This is a genomic window from Limosilactobacillus albertensis, assembly GCF_014145555.1.
Classification (GTDB): Bacteria; Bacillota; Bacilli; order Lactobacillales; family Lactobacillaceae; genus Limosilactobacillus; species Limosilactobacillus albertensis.
The window spans coordinates 30566-46620 of sequence record NZ_JACIVD010000061.1 but is presented as its reverse complement, the minus strand read 5'-3'; the positions used below and the strand labels follow the sequence as shown (position 1 = coordinate 46620).

Annotated in this window: 15 protein-coding genes; 9 read left to right on the top strand and 6 right to left on the bottom strand. The window is 37.3% G+C overall.

Going from position 1 to position 16055, the window contains the following annotated elements; genetic code table 11:
* Positions 1-31 precede the first annotated feature (31 nt).
* The 4 genes from H5S41_RS04960 to H5S41_RS04945 all read right to left on the bottom strand — a co-directional run bounded on the left by H5S41_RS04960 (position 32) and on the right by H5S41_RS04945 (position 5442).
* Positions 32-1510 (bottom strand): glycoside-pentoside-hexuronide (GPH):cation symporter, encoded by a 1479-nt coding sequence (locus H5S41_RS04960; protein WP_153709617.1) that lies wholly within the window; start codon positions 1508-1510, stop codon positions 32-34.
* A gap of 225 nt (positions 1511-1735) precedes the next feature.
* Positions 1736-2746, bottom strand: coding sequence for a LacI family DNA-binding transcriptional regulator (locus H5S41_RS04955; protein WP_182602555.1), 1011 nt, complete (start codon positions 2744-2746; stop codon positions 1736-1738).
* Between the two features lie 142 nt (positions 2747-2888).
* Complete coding sequence (locus H5S41_RS04950; protein WP_182602554.1) at positions 2889-3812, bottom strand: pectinesterase family protein; 924 nt, start codon at positions 3810-3812, stop codon at positions 2889-2891.
* A gap of 70 nt (positions 3813-3882) precedes the next feature.
* Positions 3883-5442 carry an MFS transporter gene (locus H5S41_RS04945; protein ID WP_182602553.1) on the bottom strand — a complete coding sequence of 520 codons (1560 nt, stop codon included), beginning with the start codon at positions 5440-5442 and terminating at the stop codon, positions 3883-3885.
* Between the two features lie 318 nt (positions 5443-5760).
* On the opposite strand from H5S41_RS04945, the gene H5S41_RS04940 reads away from it, so the two are divergent.
* The 5 genes from H5S41_RS04940 (at position 5761) to H5S41_RS04920 (ending at position 10953) form a co-directional block, all read left to right on the top strand.
* Positions 5761-7020, top strand: coding sequence for a glycoside hydrolase family 28 protein (locus H5S41_RS04940; RefSeq protein WP_182602552.1), 1260 nt, complete (start codon positions 5761-5763; stop codon positions 7018-7020).
* Between the two features lie 39 nt (positions 7021-7059).
* The gene (locus tag H5S41_RS04935; RefSeq protein WP_182602551.1) at positions 7060-8181 is read left to right on the top strand and encodes a glycoside hydrolase family 88/105 protein; all 1122 of its coding nucleotides are present in this window, start codon (positions 7060-7062) and stop codon (positions 8179-8181) included.
* A 102-nt stretch (positions 8182-8283) separates the two neighbouring features.
* Positions 8284-9174, top strand: coding sequence for an aldo/keto reductase (locus H5S41_RS04930; RefSeq protein ID WP_182602550.1), 891 nt, complete (start codon positions 8284-8286; stop codon positions 9172-9174).
* A 150-nt stretch (positions 9175-9324) separates the two neighbouring features.
* The gene (locus H5S41_RS04925; RefSeq protein ID WP_182602549.1) at positions 9325-9591 is read left to right on the top strand and encodes an ACT domain-containing protein; all 267 of its coding nucleotides are present in this window, start codon (positions 9325-9327) and stop codon (positions 9589-9591) included.
* An 18-nt stretch (positions 9592-9609) separates the two neighbouring features.
* Positions 9610-10953, top strand: a complete 1344-nt coding sequence (locus tag H5S41_RS04920; protein WP_182602548.1) for a PFL family protein — start codon at positions 9610-9612, stop codon at positions 10951-10953.
* Between the two features lie 44 nt (positions 10954-10997).
* Here H5S41_RS04920 and H5S41_RS04915 read toward each other — a convergent pair whose 3' ends face one another.
* Positions 10998-11522: a GNAT family N-acetyltransferase gene (locus H5S41_RS04915; protein WP_153709622.1), complete on the bottom strand. Its 525-nt coding sequence runs from the start codon at positions 11520-11522 to the stop codon at positions 10998-11000.
* A 158-nt stretch (positions 11523-11680) separates the two neighbouring features.
* Between H5S41_RS04915 and H5S41_RS04910 the strand changes: the two genes are divergently transcribed.
* The 3 genes from H5S41_RS04910 to H5S41_RS04900 all read left to right on the top strand — a co-directional run bounded on the left by H5S41_RS04910 (position 11681) and on the right by H5S41_RS04900 (position 14294).
* On the top strand, positions 11681-12529 hold the full coding sequence (locus H5S41_RS04910; RefSeq protein ID WP_182602547.1) for an alpha/beta hydrolase: 849 nt from the start codon (positions 11681-11683) through the stop codon (positions 12527-12529).
* 1 nt (position 12530) lies between these two features.
* Positions 12531-13175: an endonuclease III domain-containing protein gene (locus tag H5S41_RS04905; protein WP_182602546.1), complete on the top strand. Its 645-nt coding sequence runs from the start codon at positions 12531-12533 to the stop codon at positions 13173-13175.
* A gap of 189 nt (positions 13176-13364) precedes the next feature.
* Entirely contained in the window at positions 13365-14294 is a 930-nt protein-coding gene (locus H5S41_RS04900; RefSeq protein ID WP_220483228.1) for a hypothetical protein, read from the top strand.
* A 58-nt stretch (positions 14295-14352) separates the two neighbouring features.
* Here the strand turns inward: H5S41_RS04900 and H5S41_RS04895 are convergent, their stop codons facing one another.
* Positions 14353-15171 carry a glycosyltransferase family 8 protein gene (locus H5S41_RS04895; protein ID WP_182598300.1) on the bottom strand — a complete coding sequence of 273 codons (819 nt, stop codon included), beginning with the start codon at positions 15169-15171 and terminating at the stop codon, positions 14353-14355.
* Positions 15172-15321: 150 nt separating this feature from the next.
* Here H5S41_RS04895 and H5S41_RS04890 point away from each other — a divergent pair, with 150 nt between their 5' ends.
* Positions 15322-15978: an HD domain-containing protein gene (locus H5S41_RS04890; RefSeq protein WP_182598301.1), complete on the top strand. Its 657-nt coding sequence runs from the start codon at positions 15322-15324 to the stop codon at positions 15976-15978.
* The last annotated feature ends 77 nt before the right edge of the window (positions 15979-16055 follow it).

Here is a 16055-nt window from a genome sequence, read left to right as displayed (position 1 = left end):
TAATCTTTATCTTACATCAAAACCAATCAGTTTAGTCCTTAACGTCTTCATCACCAATGACACCGTGCTCCCACTTACCATTATCAAGGTCGGTCGCAATTTGTTTAAATTTCTTATCACTAATCTTGTATAAGAAACCAATAATAATTGCAGCCATGATCAAACAAAAGCCAGGATAAAGGGTCATTGCGGCCTTGATTCCTTGCAATGTACGGGCAGTCTGATGAGCATTAGCAACATAACCGGTAACTGCTAATACACCAGCACTAACCAGCGCGGCAATTGATTGCGCAATCTTTCGCGAGAAGTTAAAGGCAGCGTATGTAATACCTTCCTTCCGCATTCCAGTGTGCCATTCACCGTAATCAATGGCGTTAGAAACCATAGCCCATGTAATCCCGTTTGGAATAGCCAAAGCAGTATAACCAATTGTTACGAGCACAATAAAAGTGATTACATTGCTTGGTAAGAAGAAGTTTAAGATATTAGCAATTGCACCAACAACAAATGACCACATTGCAGTTCGCTTTTGGCCAAAACGTTTAGTCAATGCTGGAATCATGAATACCCCAACAATTGAGCAACCCATCATTACAGCATTGATAACTGGCTGTAACCCAATGTTTCCTAAATTATATTGAGCATAAAAGACCATCATTTGATTATTCGTATTCATGGCTGAAATCGTGAACAATGTCATCAAAATTAACGCCCCAAGCGGTCCGTTAGTAAAGACAACTTTAATATAGTCCTTAAATCCTTCACGCTTAGCATTTTTATCACGGTGAACCTTAACATTTTCTTTTGTTCCAAAATAACAAACCGCAAACATAGCAACACCAATGACAGCAAACACAGCAGCTGCAAAGAAGTAACCATGAAGCTGGTCCTTACTGCTCATTCCACCGCCGACAAGCTCCATTAATGGAATAAACGCAACCCCAGCAATAAATTGGGCACCAACAGAACCAACTTGACGAGTAGTTGCCATAAAGCTTCGATCTTGCGGGTTCCGCGACATAACCGATGCTAGTGACCCATATGGATCGTTAGTAAATGAGTACACAACGCCCCAAATCATATAAACAGCATAAGCGTAGATAATCTTTTGTGTTGTTGTTAACCCCATTGGCATCGTAAACGTGATAACTGTCATAATACCAAGAATAATTGCTGAAATCATCATTACTGGACGGAACTTTCCCCGTTTACCAATGTTTTTCCGCCCATCAACAAAGGAACCAGCAATCGGATCCATGAAGGCATCAAAAATCTTAGTAAAAGCGAAAATTCCTGCAACTGCACCAGCACCAATTCCAGCTGCATCAATCCAGAATTTTGTCAAATAAGCTTGACCCAAATCAAACATAAAACCATTTCCAAAATCACCAAAGCCATAAAAAATCTTTTGATGAGTAGGAATCTTTTTATTAAAGTTATCCGTTTTCGTTACCGTGGTATCTTTCGCTGATCCATTTCCAGTATTGTCTTTAACAGATGTGGTATCCAACGGTATGACCTCCCTTAATATCTAAAGAGCAAGAAAACGCACACGTGAACATTTATCTATAAAATTAAAAGTTGCTCTTTCACAACTTCTTAACAGTAACTACTGTGAATGATTGCAATCGCTAAGGATAGTTCTATCATTTCATTTGATTGAAAGCGATTTCCTTAACAATTGTATAATACCACATATTTTTGAAAACGTTAACAATTTTTGTGAAAAAAATAACTAATTTATTTTTTTCACTGATTCCCGAACGACTAAAGAAGGTTTTATATTCATTGCTTGAACTGTTTCTGGACTTTCATTATTAATTAGGCTATTTAATGTTTTAATTCCATTGTTAGTAATTTCACGCACCGGCTTTCGAATGGTCGTTAGTCGCGGAATACAGTAATTTGAATATGCACTATCGTCAAATCCCATAAACGAAATTTGTTCTGGAATACTAAAGCCGTAATCTTCGCAAGCGCGCATTGCCCCCATTGCCATGTCATCATTTGACACAAACATACAAGTAGGAAGGTCACCGGAATTTAAGATTTTCTCCATTGCATTATAGCCGGACTGCACACTGTAATCACCAGTTGCAACCCAGTTATCATTACGAGTAATATTATGCTTTTGTAATGTATCCAGAAAACCCGCTAACCGATTTTGAGAGGACGTAAACTCCTCTTTACCGGAAATAATCCCTAGCTTGCGATGCCCCATTCGCAACAAGTATTCAATTGCCGTAACGGTTCCTGAATAATCATCAGAGGCATAGTTAAAAAGATCATCACGATCAATTTTTCTATTCAAGACTACTACCGGTTTTCCCGTTTTTGCTAACTGGTCAATATATAGGTCATCACTCACAGACTGACTGACAACTAACGCCCCATCAAATCGTAAATTAATTGATTGATTTGCCTGACGCAATCCGGCAAAACTATCTACTGCTATCTCATACCCAGCTGGTAACATTTCTTTTATTTGATGGAGCATTTCTGACATGAAGCTAGGAGATGTCCCACTATTTAGATCAGTAAAGTAAACGGCGATAATGAACGATCGATGCTCAACTAACGCCTTAGCATTTAAGTTAGGCGAATAATTTAGTCTTTCTGCAATATCCCTGATTTCCTTTTTAGTTTTCTCTTTAACCAAAGGACTATCATTTAAGGCTCGTGATACGGTGGTGTGAGAAACATTTGCAATCTTTGCAATTGTTTTTATCGTAACTTTATCGTTCATTAGATACTAATCTCCTTCAACCAAATGATTCGTTAGTGTAAATAATAGCAAAGACTGACGTAAGTAATCAATAATAACGACCAATTTTTATAGGATAATTTCAGTAGCACCATAATGTTCACGTGAATATAATTTATAAATATTAAAGACTAATATTAAAATATCTTTGTAATGAATCAATTAATTTGTCTTCAACAGAATCAGAAATCAATGTCCATTGTTGACATACCATCTTACCATTAGGCTGATAGACCCTGAAATCGGCTTTTTTCACTGAGACAGGATCATTCCCCCAATAATGCCAGCCCTTTTTAAGCAGATTTGACGACATCTTACAACTAATAAAATAAGCTTTGGCAAATTCTCGCCATGGCCGCCCTAAATAATTGGCTTGTTGGTTTCCTTTACTATTAATCATGCAATGGTAGAATATAAAGCCATACTTTCTACCATGATTAGTACAAGGCGCACAGATATAACTCTCACCCTCATTACTAAAAACACTATTTATCTTGCAGTTAAAAAAGAGTGCACTTCCTCCACCAAAAATGTAATCAATATTTCCCTGAACAGTACATCTGCGAAAAACATATCTAGCTTTTTTTAACTGGTGGTTCTTTACTGGGGTGCTGGTAATTGTTTTATCTCTATTCACTTGAATTACTGGACCTAAGCATAAAGTATCTTGGTAAGAAAGCATTATACAATCGTTCAAGTAAAACTTATCGCCATTTAAATATAATGCGATGCTTTGACCAACCTTATCACCCAAACCAGCATTATTAATAATAATCAAATTAGTTATTTCAATATTTTCTCCTTCACATAAAAAAGTAGCTGTATGAAATGTTTGATTATGTCCTATCTGCTTAGCTCCCAAACTGTTACTAATAACGACTATTCCCTGGCCTAAGATTTTAATATTACGTCCAATGACATGAACACGCTGGTTATAAATGCCTGCATGAATGATAATAACTGTTTTTTCAACTGCTTCAATGTCTTTTTGGTACTTATCTAAAACACTTTGAATGTTTTGATTAGGAAATATATTAATTATTGGCATAGTTCCACCTCAACTATAAAAAAAGCTGAGTTTTCTTTCAAACTCAACTTCTACTGTTCTAACATTTAAATTAGTGGGTCGTAGAAACCCGCTTAGCATGATCTGTTTTCTCATGATACCCAACATTATTGTTGCCATAACATTGGTCGTACTTAAATCCAGTAAGATCTTCTACAACGGCTTTAGTCTTTGGATCAACATCTTCTGGTCTTCCACCCTCATGACGACGTTTAGTTTCATCATTCAGAATCTTTAATGTATCACGGTTAACATGCATATGTTTAGAACTCCAAATACCAAGAAGTTCAAGACCACAAACACCGACTAAGAGAATTAAAACAATTCCCCATTGAGCACTTAGCGGTTGAGTTGCACGTCCCTTAACAAATCCAGTTTCTGTAAGAACAAATCCTAGAATAAGCATAATCGTAGCACGCATAATTTTCCCCATCATTGTCATGGCACCGGAATAAATACCTTCTCGACGACGATTAGTAATTGCTTCATCAACATCGGCCATGTATGAATAGTTAGCCCATGGAATATAGTAAACAGCACCAGTTCCTAAACCGTAAACGATACTAATAGCAAAGATTAACCAAGTCATTGAAGTTGCACCAGCAAACCATACGCAACACCAAGCAATCATTGAAACGATAACCGTCGTCAATGCTAACATGTACGGCTTAGAGGCTTTACCATATTTTGCAAAAACCCACATAATAAAGAATGTCGAAATTAATTGTAAGATATTATTAATTGAGTTAATTTCTGAAACAAACACATTTGTCTGTGCTAGTACAAAGATAAAGAAGTATGTATTAGTAGCAGCAAATAGCCATTCACCACCGAATCCAAAAGCATACATCCCAATATGCCAACGGAAACTCTTATTACGCATAGTGGAAATAATATCTACAAATATCTTCTTAAAGCCATCCCAAAAGCCATTAACGTGTTCTGATTTAACTTCACTAACTGGCAGTTCCCAAGTAACAAGGTATACACATAAAGCAGCAAGTGCCATTACGGCAGCATATGTTAAAACAGCCATTTGGTAAGATCGAGGATTATTTTTACCAAGTAAAACAAAAAATACACCTGGTAATGCTGAAGTTACAAATCCAGCAACTTTTCCAAAAACAGACATAAATCCTGTCAGTTGTGACCGCTCAGTATAATCTTTCGTCATCTCAACCGGCAATGTCTTGAATGGTACATTAAACATTGTATAAAACCATTCATAAATCAAGTAGGTTATTAAGTAATAAGCAAAGGACTTGCCTGTTTGCCACAATAACGGATACCAAAACATCAGCGGTACTGTTAGTAGAATGAAAAATCGACGGCGGCCAAACTTTCGACCAGTACGTGTGTTATTAAAGTTATCAGTAATATACCCCATTAGTGGGTTTTCAATAACATCGAGGTAAGTTCCAATTGTAAAAATTAATGTTCCTTGCCAGACCGGCAGATTACAAAAAGTAGTATAGAAGAATAGCAGCCAGGCAGAAGAAATTGATAATGCCCCACCACCAATAAAGTTACCAAAACCATAACCCAGTTTTGTGATAAGCGTAATCCTATGTTTGCCAGATGGTGAACTAGGAGTAGATTCGTTTGAAGCCATATTTATCCCTCCATAATGAATAAATAAAAACAATTACAGAAATTGAATAAGGAAATATGGAATAAGGAAACGCAAATGTTAGCGTTAACATCTACAACTTAAATATACATCTAACTTTTTTGTTAATCAATGAATTTATGAAAGCGGTTTCTGTTTAATTGTCATAAACGTTTTGATATCAACGTTACGCAAAGATAAAAAATATTTTTATAAGTCATATATACTAAAATTGACATACTATGATCAATTATTTACAATATTATTGAAAGCGCTTTTATGTTATATAATGTTAACGATAAAATTATGGAGGCTGGCAATATGACTGTTAATGAAAAGCCGCTATTCCTTTTTGCTAAAAGTCAAAATAAAGATAAGCTATACGTACAAAAAGCAATTGATCAACTAAGAAATACTGAAGGTGGTCACTTAATTCTCTCCGGTGGAACCTTTTACACTGGATCACTTAATCTCTGCAGTAATCTTCATCTTACAATTGAAGCAAATGCAAAATTAGTATTTTCTGATGATCGTCATGACTACCCAGTTATCATTTCTAGGTGGGAAGGACGGGAAACATCTTTATATCGTGCTTGCATTTTTGGCAACCACATTAATAATGTTGTTCTCGATGGTTCAGGAACCATTGATGGAAATGGTTTTTCATGGTGGAAAGAATTCCATGAGAAAAATAAACAGATTGATCATGCGCGTCCTTATCTTCTCTCACTTGAACACTCTCAACGCATTAAAATAAAGGATTTACATTTCATTAATTCCCCATCGTGGACACTTCATCCTTTTGACTGCAATGATTGTTTAATTGATGGCGTTTCTGTAAAGAATCCTTTTGATTCTCCTAATACGGATGGCATTGACCCCGAATCTTGCTATGATCTTCGCATTGTCAATTCCATATTTGACGTTGGTGATGATTGTATCGCAATAAAAGCTGGAACAGAAGATGCGTCGCAAAAGCTTTCCTGTGAAAATATCGTCATTTCTAATTGCAATATGCTGCATGGACATGGCGGGGTTGTGCTTGGAAGCGAAATGAGCGGTAGTATTCGTAATATTGCCATTAATAACTGTACTTTTATGAATACCGATCGAGGAATTAGGTTTAAAACCCGTCGTGGCAGAGGCGGGATTATCGAGAACATTACAATTGATAATATTTCAATGAATAATGTCCTTTGCCCGATAGTAATGAACCTCTATTATTTCTGTGGAGAAAAAGGCATGGATAAGATAGTCTGGGATAAAGCTCCCTACCCTATCTCAACAGCAACTCCTGCTATTAAGCATATCCGTATTTCCCAACTCAGCGTTATGCATATAAAATCTTGTGTTAGCTTGATTTATGGGCTGCCTGAAATGCCAATAGAAGACGTAAATATTTCAAATAGTTCTTTTTGCCTTGATGCTAAATGTCCCCCAGTAAAACCTGCAATGTTTGCGGACGCACCAAAATTGACACAGAAAGGTTTCTTTATTGAGAATACAAAGAACTGCAAACTATCTGATATCAGTGTTTCAAACAACAATGGGAAAAAGGTATTCCACAATATTAATAATTAGAATTTAACTCTTAACCTGTAATTAAAGGAGATCTAAATTATGACTAAAGAATATGGTAACCCTGCAGATGATTGGGCGGTACGAACGGTTGAGACCTTATTAAAACGAGAACCAGAAGTAAACTTAAAAGGCAAATGGGAATATGAAGATGGCTTAATGCTAGACGGGGTTATGAGTGTTTACGAAAGGACACACAATAAGTCCTATTTAGACTATATTAAGCATTATTTTGACACCTATATCAGCGAAAACGGTGCTGTAAAAGGCTACGATCCGTCGCTATTCCGTTTAGATGATATTAATAATGGAAAAGTACTACTAAAACTTTATAAGTTAACTAATGACAAAAAATATAAGAGAGTATTAGATAGACAATTTCAACAGTTACAAAATCAGCCACGAACGGCAAGCAGCCTATTCTGGCACAAGAAGAGCTATCCTAATCAAGTTTGGCTTGACGGAATATATATGGGCGATGTTTTTTATGCTGAATACTTAGAAAACTTTCAAGATAATCCTTCGTACGATGATGTTATTCATCAATTCCTTAAGTCATATGAAATTGCTATAGATGAAGAGACTAAGCTTTGCTATCATGCTGTTGACGAATCGAGAAAAATGTATTGGTCAAATAAAGAAAATGGTCATTCACCTCATTTCTGGTTACGAAGTCTCGGTTGGTATGTAATGGCAATGACTGATGTTATCGAACATTTGCCTGAAGATAATACTGGTCGTGAACAAATTCTACAAAATCTTAATAAACTGCTGACTGCTTTAAGAAACGTTGCTGATCCCAGTACTAACCTCTGGTATCAAATACCTGATGAAGGCAACCGCCCGATGAATTACCTTGAATCTTCTGGTAGCTTAATGATCCTCAATGCAATTGCAAAGTCACTAAGAATGGGTTACTTAAACGATGATAGCTGGCAGGAGTTCTTAGTTAGCGGATGGGAAAATGCCTTAAAACAATTTATCTCTATTACTAACGAAGGATTTGTGAATGTTAATAAAATTGCGCACGTTGGTGGATTAGGCGGCCCTAACCACCGAGATGGTTCTTTTGCTTATTACATGAGTGAGCCAATCGTTGCAAATGACCATAAAGGCACTGGTCCTTTCATCATGCTCGCAAACGAAATGCAACTATATTACTAGCAGTATAACTAGCCCCTGACTTTATCAACAAGTAGTGGCTAGTTTTATTCTAAATAATAAATCACTGCTATAATTACTTATTAGAAAGGAGTATGTAATTAAATGAATCAAGATCTTCAATCTAAAATCAAATTAAATAACGGCCTGCTTATGCCGCAGCTTGGTCTGGGCGTCTGGAAGACATCGCTAAACGAAACCCGCCAAATGGTAAAAGAAGCTATTGAAAACGACTATGTTCTAATCGATACTGCCAAACAATACGGCAATGAAGAAGCAGTAGGAAAAGGAATTCAGGACGGTCTAACCTCCACAGGCCGAAAAAGAGCAAGCATCTTTTTAACAACTAAAATTTTTAATGGCGATCAAGGCAATTATGATAAGTTACGCAAGGCTTTTTCCGCACAACTCCAGAAACTGCAAACTAATTATGTTGACCTACTCTTACTTCATTGGCCGGTAAACAATAAATATAACGAAAGCTGGCGGGCACTACAAGATATCTATGCCGATGGTGAAGCAAAAGCAATTGGAGTATGCAATTTTAACGTCGAAAGAATGACAGACTTACTTGATCATGCCAAAGTTTTGCCGGCTGTAAACCAAATTGAATTTAATCCCCTCATTCATCAACCAGAGATTGTTGATTTTTGTCATCAAAAGAATATTCAGCTTGAAGCTTGGTCGCCCCTTGGCAATGGACGATTGTTAGCAAATGATGTTATTGCTAAAATCGCTGAGCATCACCAGAAAACTCCGGCCCAGGTTATTCTTCGCTGGGAAATTCAGCAAAACTTTATTGTCCTTACTAAGACGACTCATCCGCAACGAATGCAAGAAAATGCAGATATTTTCGACTTTACCCTATCACCAAACGAGATTGAGCAAATTGACCAGCTAGATACGGAAAAACACTCTATCTGGTATGATAAGTTCAAATGGTCGGGTAATCCTGACGGTGTTGATGACTACATCGCTAAGCCAGGCGCGTTTTAGGATATATTACCTGTTACCCAAAAACGGCATCCCACATTTGAGGTGCCATTTTTTACTATCGACATTTTTAATTAAATCAATTCTTTTTATAGAAATGTCAGAATCATTATATTACAATTAAAATCATTAAAAGAAAGCGAGGATATTTTAATGAAAGCTGTAGTAACTGTATTAGGAGAGGACCAAGTTGGAATTATCGCCAAGGTTAGCGCCCTCCTTGCTGATAAAAAGATCAATATTTTAGACGTCTCGCAAACTATTATGGATGGAAACTTTGTCATGATGATGTCGGTAATGATCCCTAATGATCTTGATAGTCATCAATTAAACAACGATTTTACCGCTCTTGGTAAAGAGATTGGTGTTGAAATCAACCTACGAAATACCAAAATTTACGATGCAATGCATAATCTTTAATTTAAGGAGCAAATTTTAATGAATTCACAGCAAATCTATGAAACCAGTCATATGATTTCAAATGAAAATCTCGATGTTCGGACAATTACAATGGGAATTTCATTACTTGACTGTATTGACAGCGATAGTGATATTGCTTGCCAAAAAATTTATGAGAAAATTACCGCCAAAGCAAAAGATTTAGTTAAGGTTGGCCATCAGATTGAAACCGAGTACGGAATTCCGATTGCTAATAAACGGGTAACTGTTACCCCTATCTCGCTAATTGCTGCTGCTTCTCATGATCATGATTATGTTAAATATGCAAAAACGTTGGACAAGGCTGCTAAGACTCTGGGAATTGACTTCATCGGTGGATATAGCGCTCTTGTTCAAAAGGGCTACCAAAATGGTGACCGCACCCTTATTTCCTCATTGCCAGAAGCACTAGCTGAAACGGATTTCGTCTGCGCATCTGTAAATGTCGGCTCTACCCGTAGCGGAATTAATATGGACGCGGTTGCGCAAATGGGCGAAGTAGTCGTTGAAGGATCCAAGCTCGATATGATGACTAACGCTAAACTAGTTATCTTCTGCAATGCTGTTGAAGACAATCCTTTCATGGCTGGTGGTTTCCACGGCGTTAGTGAACCTGATGTTGTAATTAATGTTGGTGTTTCCGGTCCGGGGGTTATTAAAACAGCCCTTGAAAAAGTAAAGGGTGCCTCGATGGATGTCGTCGCAGAAACAATTAAGAAAACAGCATTCAAAGTTACAAGAATGGGCCAATTAGTAGGAACCGTTGCTGCCGAAAAATTAGGAGTTCAATTTGGAATTGTTGATCTTTCGCTGGCACCAACTGCTGCAGCGGGCGATTCAGTTGCTGAAGTTTTAGAAGAAATTGGTGTTGCTCAGGTTGGAACACATGGCACGACTGCCGCACTAGCAATGTTAAATGATGCCGTTAAAAAAGGCGGAATTATGGCATGTAGTCACGTTGGCGGATTGTCGGGAGCATTTATCCCCGTTTCTGAAGACGCCGGAATGATTAAAGCCGTTAATGCCGGAACTCTAAATATCTCGAAATTAGAGGCAATGACTGCGGTTTGTTCAGTCGGTCTTGATATGATTGCAATTCCTGGTGATACACCAAAAGAAACTATCAGTGCAATGATTGCTGATGAAGCTGCAATTGGAATGATCAATAATAAAACAACTGCGGTACGCGTTATTCCAGCACCTGGCAAAAAGGTAGGCGATACCGTTGAATTTGGCGGTCTATTAGGTCATGCCCCAGTAATGGCCGTTAATAAAGCAGCAAGTACGGCCATGATTAACCGTGGTGGTCTTATCCCTGCCCCAGTTCATAGTTTTAAAAATTAAAAAAGCGAGAGGTTAAGGAATGGTTCCTAATCCCTCGCTTTCTATTAGTTACCTGTTAATAAAGCGTAAACGTATGAATTCTCTTCAGGTCTGTAAACGCCATGAAGCTCCCCGACTTTAGTAAAGCCGTTCTTGGCAATCAAATGTTGCATGATTTTATTATCAACATGCGTATCAATCCGAATTGTTTTAATTTCTTTTCGATTGTTCTTGATATAGTCGATTACACTGGTAAACAACTGGGAAGCATACCCTTTACCGGCATGGTTTGAGTGAATTGCTACTCGGTGAATAACAACATATTTATCAGTATCAATTAACCAATCCCCATGAAGTTCGTCATATGAGTGGTCCGGTGCTTCAACAATTGATAGTGCCCCAACAGTCTCATCATCGTCAGATTGAACAAGGTACGCAAAGCCTTTTTCAATATCTTCTTTAATATGTTCTTCGTTCGGGTAATCACCCTGCCATTGATCGATTCCTTGCTCAGCTAATTGGTTACGACCATCTCGCAGAATTTCCATAATTTGATTTAAATCATCCATTTTAGCTTGTTTGATTTCCATCGTATTACCTTCCCTTCTCATTCCATAATTAATGTGTTATTCGTTTGACAACCATAATACTGTAACATATTTTACATTTTAAATACAAGCATTACCTCTTAAAAGTTAGTCCTTCAATATGCTATGATATCACTAAATAGTAAAAGAAGGCTTTTTTTATGACTAAACCAAAAAAATTTAACCTAATATCATTAATTACCCTCCTAGTGGCAACCATGTGCTTTAGCCTTATAGGAACAGGAGTCCATGCTGATATCTCTAACAAATATGTTCATTCTACTACACCTACCCTTTTCTTTCATGGGTACGGGAGTGGTGCCCACGCTGAAGAATACATGGTCAATGGTTTTGTTAAGGCTGGTGTCTCAAAAACTGTTATTACAGCAGATGTAGCAAGCAATGGAACTGTTACGCTTAAGGGAAAGATTGCCCATAACGCAATTAATCCTTTAGTGATGGTTAATTTTGATAATAGTCGAACAACAGACTACGTGCTCCAGGGACAGTGGGTTAAAAATGTCCTTGAAGAATTACAAGCACAATATCATTTTAAAAAAGTAAATATTGAAGCTCATTCAATGGGAAATATGGCTGTTATGTATTACCTGCTTGCTAATGCCGGCAATCATAATCTACCGCAAATTCAAAAACAAGTAGCGATGGCTGGAACATTCGACGGCGCAATTGGCTGGAATGAACCGGCTAACCTGACAACCAATAAAAAGACTGGGAAGCCATCTTCAATGAACGATACTTATCAAAAACTGCTGCCCCTTCGTCACCGTTACCCAACTCAAATCAAACTCTTAAATATATACGGAGACTTAAAGGATGGCAATGATAGTCAAGTATCAAATGCTTCTTGCCAATCGCTTAAATATCTCGTCAATAACCGTACCCGTTCTTATCGTGAAATTAAGATCACCGGGCCAGATGCTAAACATGAACTGCTTCACCGTAGCCCACAAGTCAATAAGATTTTAATAAAATTTTTCTGGGGAAAGTAAAATGAAACTAACTGTTCAAGAACTTTATTGGAAAATGCGTCAAAATATGGGGCCTTCCGGGTGGTGGCCTGCTGACTCCAAAGAAGAAATTATTATCGGTGCAATCTTGATTCAAAATACAAACTGGCGAAATGCAGATCGCGCACGACTGTTATTTAAGAAACAAACTGATTTTAAACCTTCTTTAATCCTTGCAATGACAACCGAAGAATTACAAAATGCTGTTCGCCCGGCTGGCTTTTTCCGTAATAAGAGCAAGGCCATTTATAACATTTTTTCATGGCTCGATAAATATAATTTTGATTATTCTGCCATAAAAAATATCTTTGGCGCTGATTTGCGTCACCACCTGCTCCAACTACACGGGGTCGGCGAAGAAACGGCGGATGTATTGCTAACTTATGTCTTTGAAGTCCCAACCTTTATTAGTGATAAGTATGCCCGCACCCTTTTTACCCTTCTTGGGATTCAAAACTTAACTGATTATCGTAGTCTTGCTAAACTGTATCAGTTAAATAATGATTTTACAGTTGAAATGGCAAAAGACTTTCACGGATTAATTGATGAATTTGGCAAAGTTTACTTTCATCCCCTCACTAAATTTAACGAAAGCTTTTTAGCTCATGATGAGTTGCTTTTGAAGTAGCTCTATTAATCGGCTAAACACAAAACTAGTACTCCTTCAGTGCTAAAACGATTATCTAGTAATATGCTATAATAAGCCGATTAATAAGTTTAGAAGAGGATTACTATCATTAAACCATTTAAGTATTTAAAAATAATCTCCCTTACAATATTTATTAAATTATTGACAATCCAATCAGCTTTCGCATCAATGGGCTCGACTGGCGGTGGTAGTCATCATCATACTTCTACCGGGGGCGGAACGGGAAGAAGCTATTCTGGTAGCTCATCTAATGGTGCAAACAGCATTATTATCTTTATTTTTCTCGTTGGTGTCATTATTTATCTTTATTCATTCGTAAAAAGGCTAATTATTAGCATTCACGAAACTAGCGATACCCGTAAAGTTGCCGGATTAGCTAAATGGATGCTAATGCCTAATATGACTATTTCCAGATTTAAAAATAGTTTGGAAGAGCATCAAATTAACTTAGCATATGCCCACCAGTTAGACGATGAATTAGTTCAAAACTTAATTGATACCTATGCTAAAGCTCAGTTTACCTACGGACAATCAATTCGTCGCTGCTTTACCGGTAATCATGATTACTTAAACATTCTCAAGCAACAGTTAGGATATACCTTCCTTAAGACAATGCAGGTTGAAATTAAAAATAAGGCTGCGGAAGGCATTATTGACGATGTAATGGTAAATCGTGGTAAGATGTTAGCTGCTAAACAAGTATCAGCTAACGTTATAATTGCAAAAGTACAAGCATTTGGCTTAGACAATGAAGTTAATGTTTTATCACAATTCAATTCTTCATTTAAGCGTCAACAATGGACCGATTACGTTGTCTTTGGACGAGAAGCCGAAAACGGTGAATGGAAGATCTACAATATTGTCTATGGCGCTCACTTCCACCTCAACGGAAAAGATTATAATAAGCAGGCTAGCCTAGATAAAGCAAAAATTACTGAACAGCACTTAGAAGTTTCTCCTGAATTGGTCAAGCAGGCAAAGGCCTATAAGCGACGAATCACATGGCAGAAAAGGTGCTTAATACTCATCCCCTTAACATTGATTATACTAGCGCTCCTTTACTGGATTACTGCACCAGCTGCCGTTATCCTTTACTAAGTCGTTAACCAGTAAAAGCATCGTGTTATGAAACTCATTCATTAGCACGATGCTTTTATTAGTTATTCAAGATTCGGCTGGTCATCTGAAAGTAGTTTTTGTAAAGCGCCGTATAGCGTCCCGTATTCTTGTCGGTTAACCATGGCTTATCATGACCGCAATAATGTAAGATAACCGTATTTTTTAACACCCAATCAGTCGTCCACTCCCCAAACGAGATTGTTTCATAAATTGTTCCTTTCCGTGTATCAAAATTATATAACTGGTCTGGAACTGATTTAATATCGCGTCCATAGAGAGCATTGAGGACGTCTTGATCCGGCAATAAAAGCGTGTGGCTTCGGATATAGGCAAAAATATCCTTTGCTTGTACTTTTTTACGAATATTATCCAAGTTCATCAATAATACTCCCGAATTGTAATAGCCGTCTGCATCAAAATTTTGCAGTCTAATCTTGTTAATCACATCAGTCGTATTAGTAAGATTAGTGTGAATTGCGGAAGCATATAGGTAGTCATCTAATGGAATATTATAAAGACTCGTCAGATCATTTACACATAAAACATCGGCATCGAGGTATAAAACCTTATGTAGACTTGCTGGCAATAGTTCATGCGCAAGCAGACGATAATAAATGGTTGTTGGATAACGATCAGTGACCGGTGCCTTGCTAAACAAATCATCATTTACTGTTACCGGGTGGTAGTGCATATTAAACCTACTACAAATTCGCTCTAACTCCGCAGCTCGTTGTAGTTTTTCTTTTTGCAGTACATAAACATTAAACTCCTGCTGTTTAGTATTAAGCTTGATTGAAAGCAGGACAGTCGCCAACTGCGCAACAAATTTATCGTTAATTGAAAATAATAAGTTCACTATTAATCCCCCTCCCTCATATAAGTACTATTTTACAAGAGATTTTCAGGAGATGCGATGCCCTATTTTTGACTATGGGCTTTTTAAGAATTGGCACCTCTTTGATTAGGTATTAAAATAAAGTAAGCAAAAGATAAAAGAGGTAACAAAATGAATCAAACAGAACAATTAGCAGCGGTCAAAGCATATACGATTAGCAAGCTCGGTCAGGATAGCACTGGTCACGGGATGGATCACATCAACCGAGTCGTTAGAATGAGCAAACGGCTAGCAAATGGTGAGAATGTGGACCCGTTTTTACCAATTGTTGCTGCATACTTACATGACACGATTGATGAAAAACTAGTCAAAAACATCAATGCCGCCAAAGAAGAATTAATTGCGTATCTCAACAAAAATGAGTTTTCTCCTGACCAAGTTCAGCAAATAATGGATGTAATCGATAATATCTCCTTTGCCCATACCCTCGATGGTGAACAAATTAATCTATCAATTGTTGGTCAAATTGTTCGTGATGCTGACTGGTTAGATGCAATCGGCGCAATCGGGATCACAAGAGCAATCTACTATGGCGGTGGTCATCACGAAAAGATATATGATCCTGCAATCAAGCCACGGTATAATATGTCTCGTGAAGAATACCGCAACCTTGCTAATGAAACAATTATTAACCATTTTGATGAAAAGCTACTACATCTAAAAGATATGATGAATACGGCTACTGCTAAAAAAATAGCAGCCCATCGGCAACAAGTAATGCTTGATTATCTTGCTGAATTTCATGCCGAATGGAATGCTGAAAAATAAATAAGATAAAAACGACCAAGCTCAGCCTTGTTAGCGGATTTTGGTCGTTTGTCTTTAGTATTTTTAGAAATCGGATT

What these genes read in the sequence shown, in the direction of transcription:
- H5S41_RS04935 (WP_182602551.1), top strand. Translation starts at nt 7,060, where the DNA reads ATGACTAAAGAATATGGTAACCCTGCAGATGATTGGGCGGTACGAACG.
- H5S41_RS04890 (WP_182598301.1), top strand. Translation starts at nt 15,322, where the DNA reads ATGAATCAAACAGAACAATTAGCAGCGGTCAAAGCATATACGATTAGC.
- H5S41_RS04900 (WP_220483228.1), top strand. Translation starts at nt 13,365, where the DNA reads ATGGGCTCGACTGGCGGTGGTAGTCATCATCATACTTCTACCGGGGGC.
- H5S41_RS04940 (WP_182602552.1), top strand. Translation starts at nt 5,761, where the DNA reads ATGACTGTTAATGAAAAGCCGCTATTCCTTTTTGCTAAAAGTCAAAAT.
- H5S41_RS04910 (WP_182602547.1), top strand. Translation starts at nt 11,681, where the DNA reads ATGACTAAACCAAAAAAATTTAACCTAATATCATTAATTACCCTCCTA.
- H5S41_RS04950 (WP_182602554.1), bottom strand. Translation starts at nt 3,812, where the DNA reads ATGCCAATAATTAATATATTTCCTAATCAAAACATTCAAAGTGTTTTA.
- H5S41_RS04905 (WP_182602546.1), top strand. Translation starts at nt 12,531, where the DNA reads ATGAAACTAACTGTTCAAGAACTTTATTGGAAAATGCGTCAAAATATG.
- H5S41_RS04915 (WP_153709622.1), bottom strand. Translation starts at nt 11,522, where the DNA reads ATGGAAATCAAACAAGCTAAAATGGATGATTTAAATCAAATTATGGAA.
- H5S41_RS04930 (WP_182602550.1), top strand. Translation starts at nt 8,284, where the DNA reads ATGAATCAAGATCTTCAATCTAAAATCAAATTAAATAACGGCCTGCTT.
- H5S41_RS04955 (WP_182602555.1), bottom strand. Translation starts at nt 2,746, where the DNA reads ATGAACGATAAAGTTACGATAAAAACAATTGCAAAGATTGCAAATGTT.
- H5S41_RS04925 (WP_182602549.1), top strand. Translation starts at nt 9,325, where the DNA reads ATGAAAGCTGTAGTAACTGTATTAGGAGAGGACCAAGTTGGAATTATC.
- H5S41_RS04945 (WP_182602553.1), bottom strand. Translation starts at nt 5,442, where the DNA reads ATGGCTTCAAACGAATCTACTCCTAGTTCACCATCTGGCAAACATAGG.
- H5S41_RS04920 (WP_182602548.1), top strand. Translation starts at nt 9,610, where the DNA reads ATGAATTCACAGCAAATCTATGAAACCAGTCATATGATTTCAAATGAA.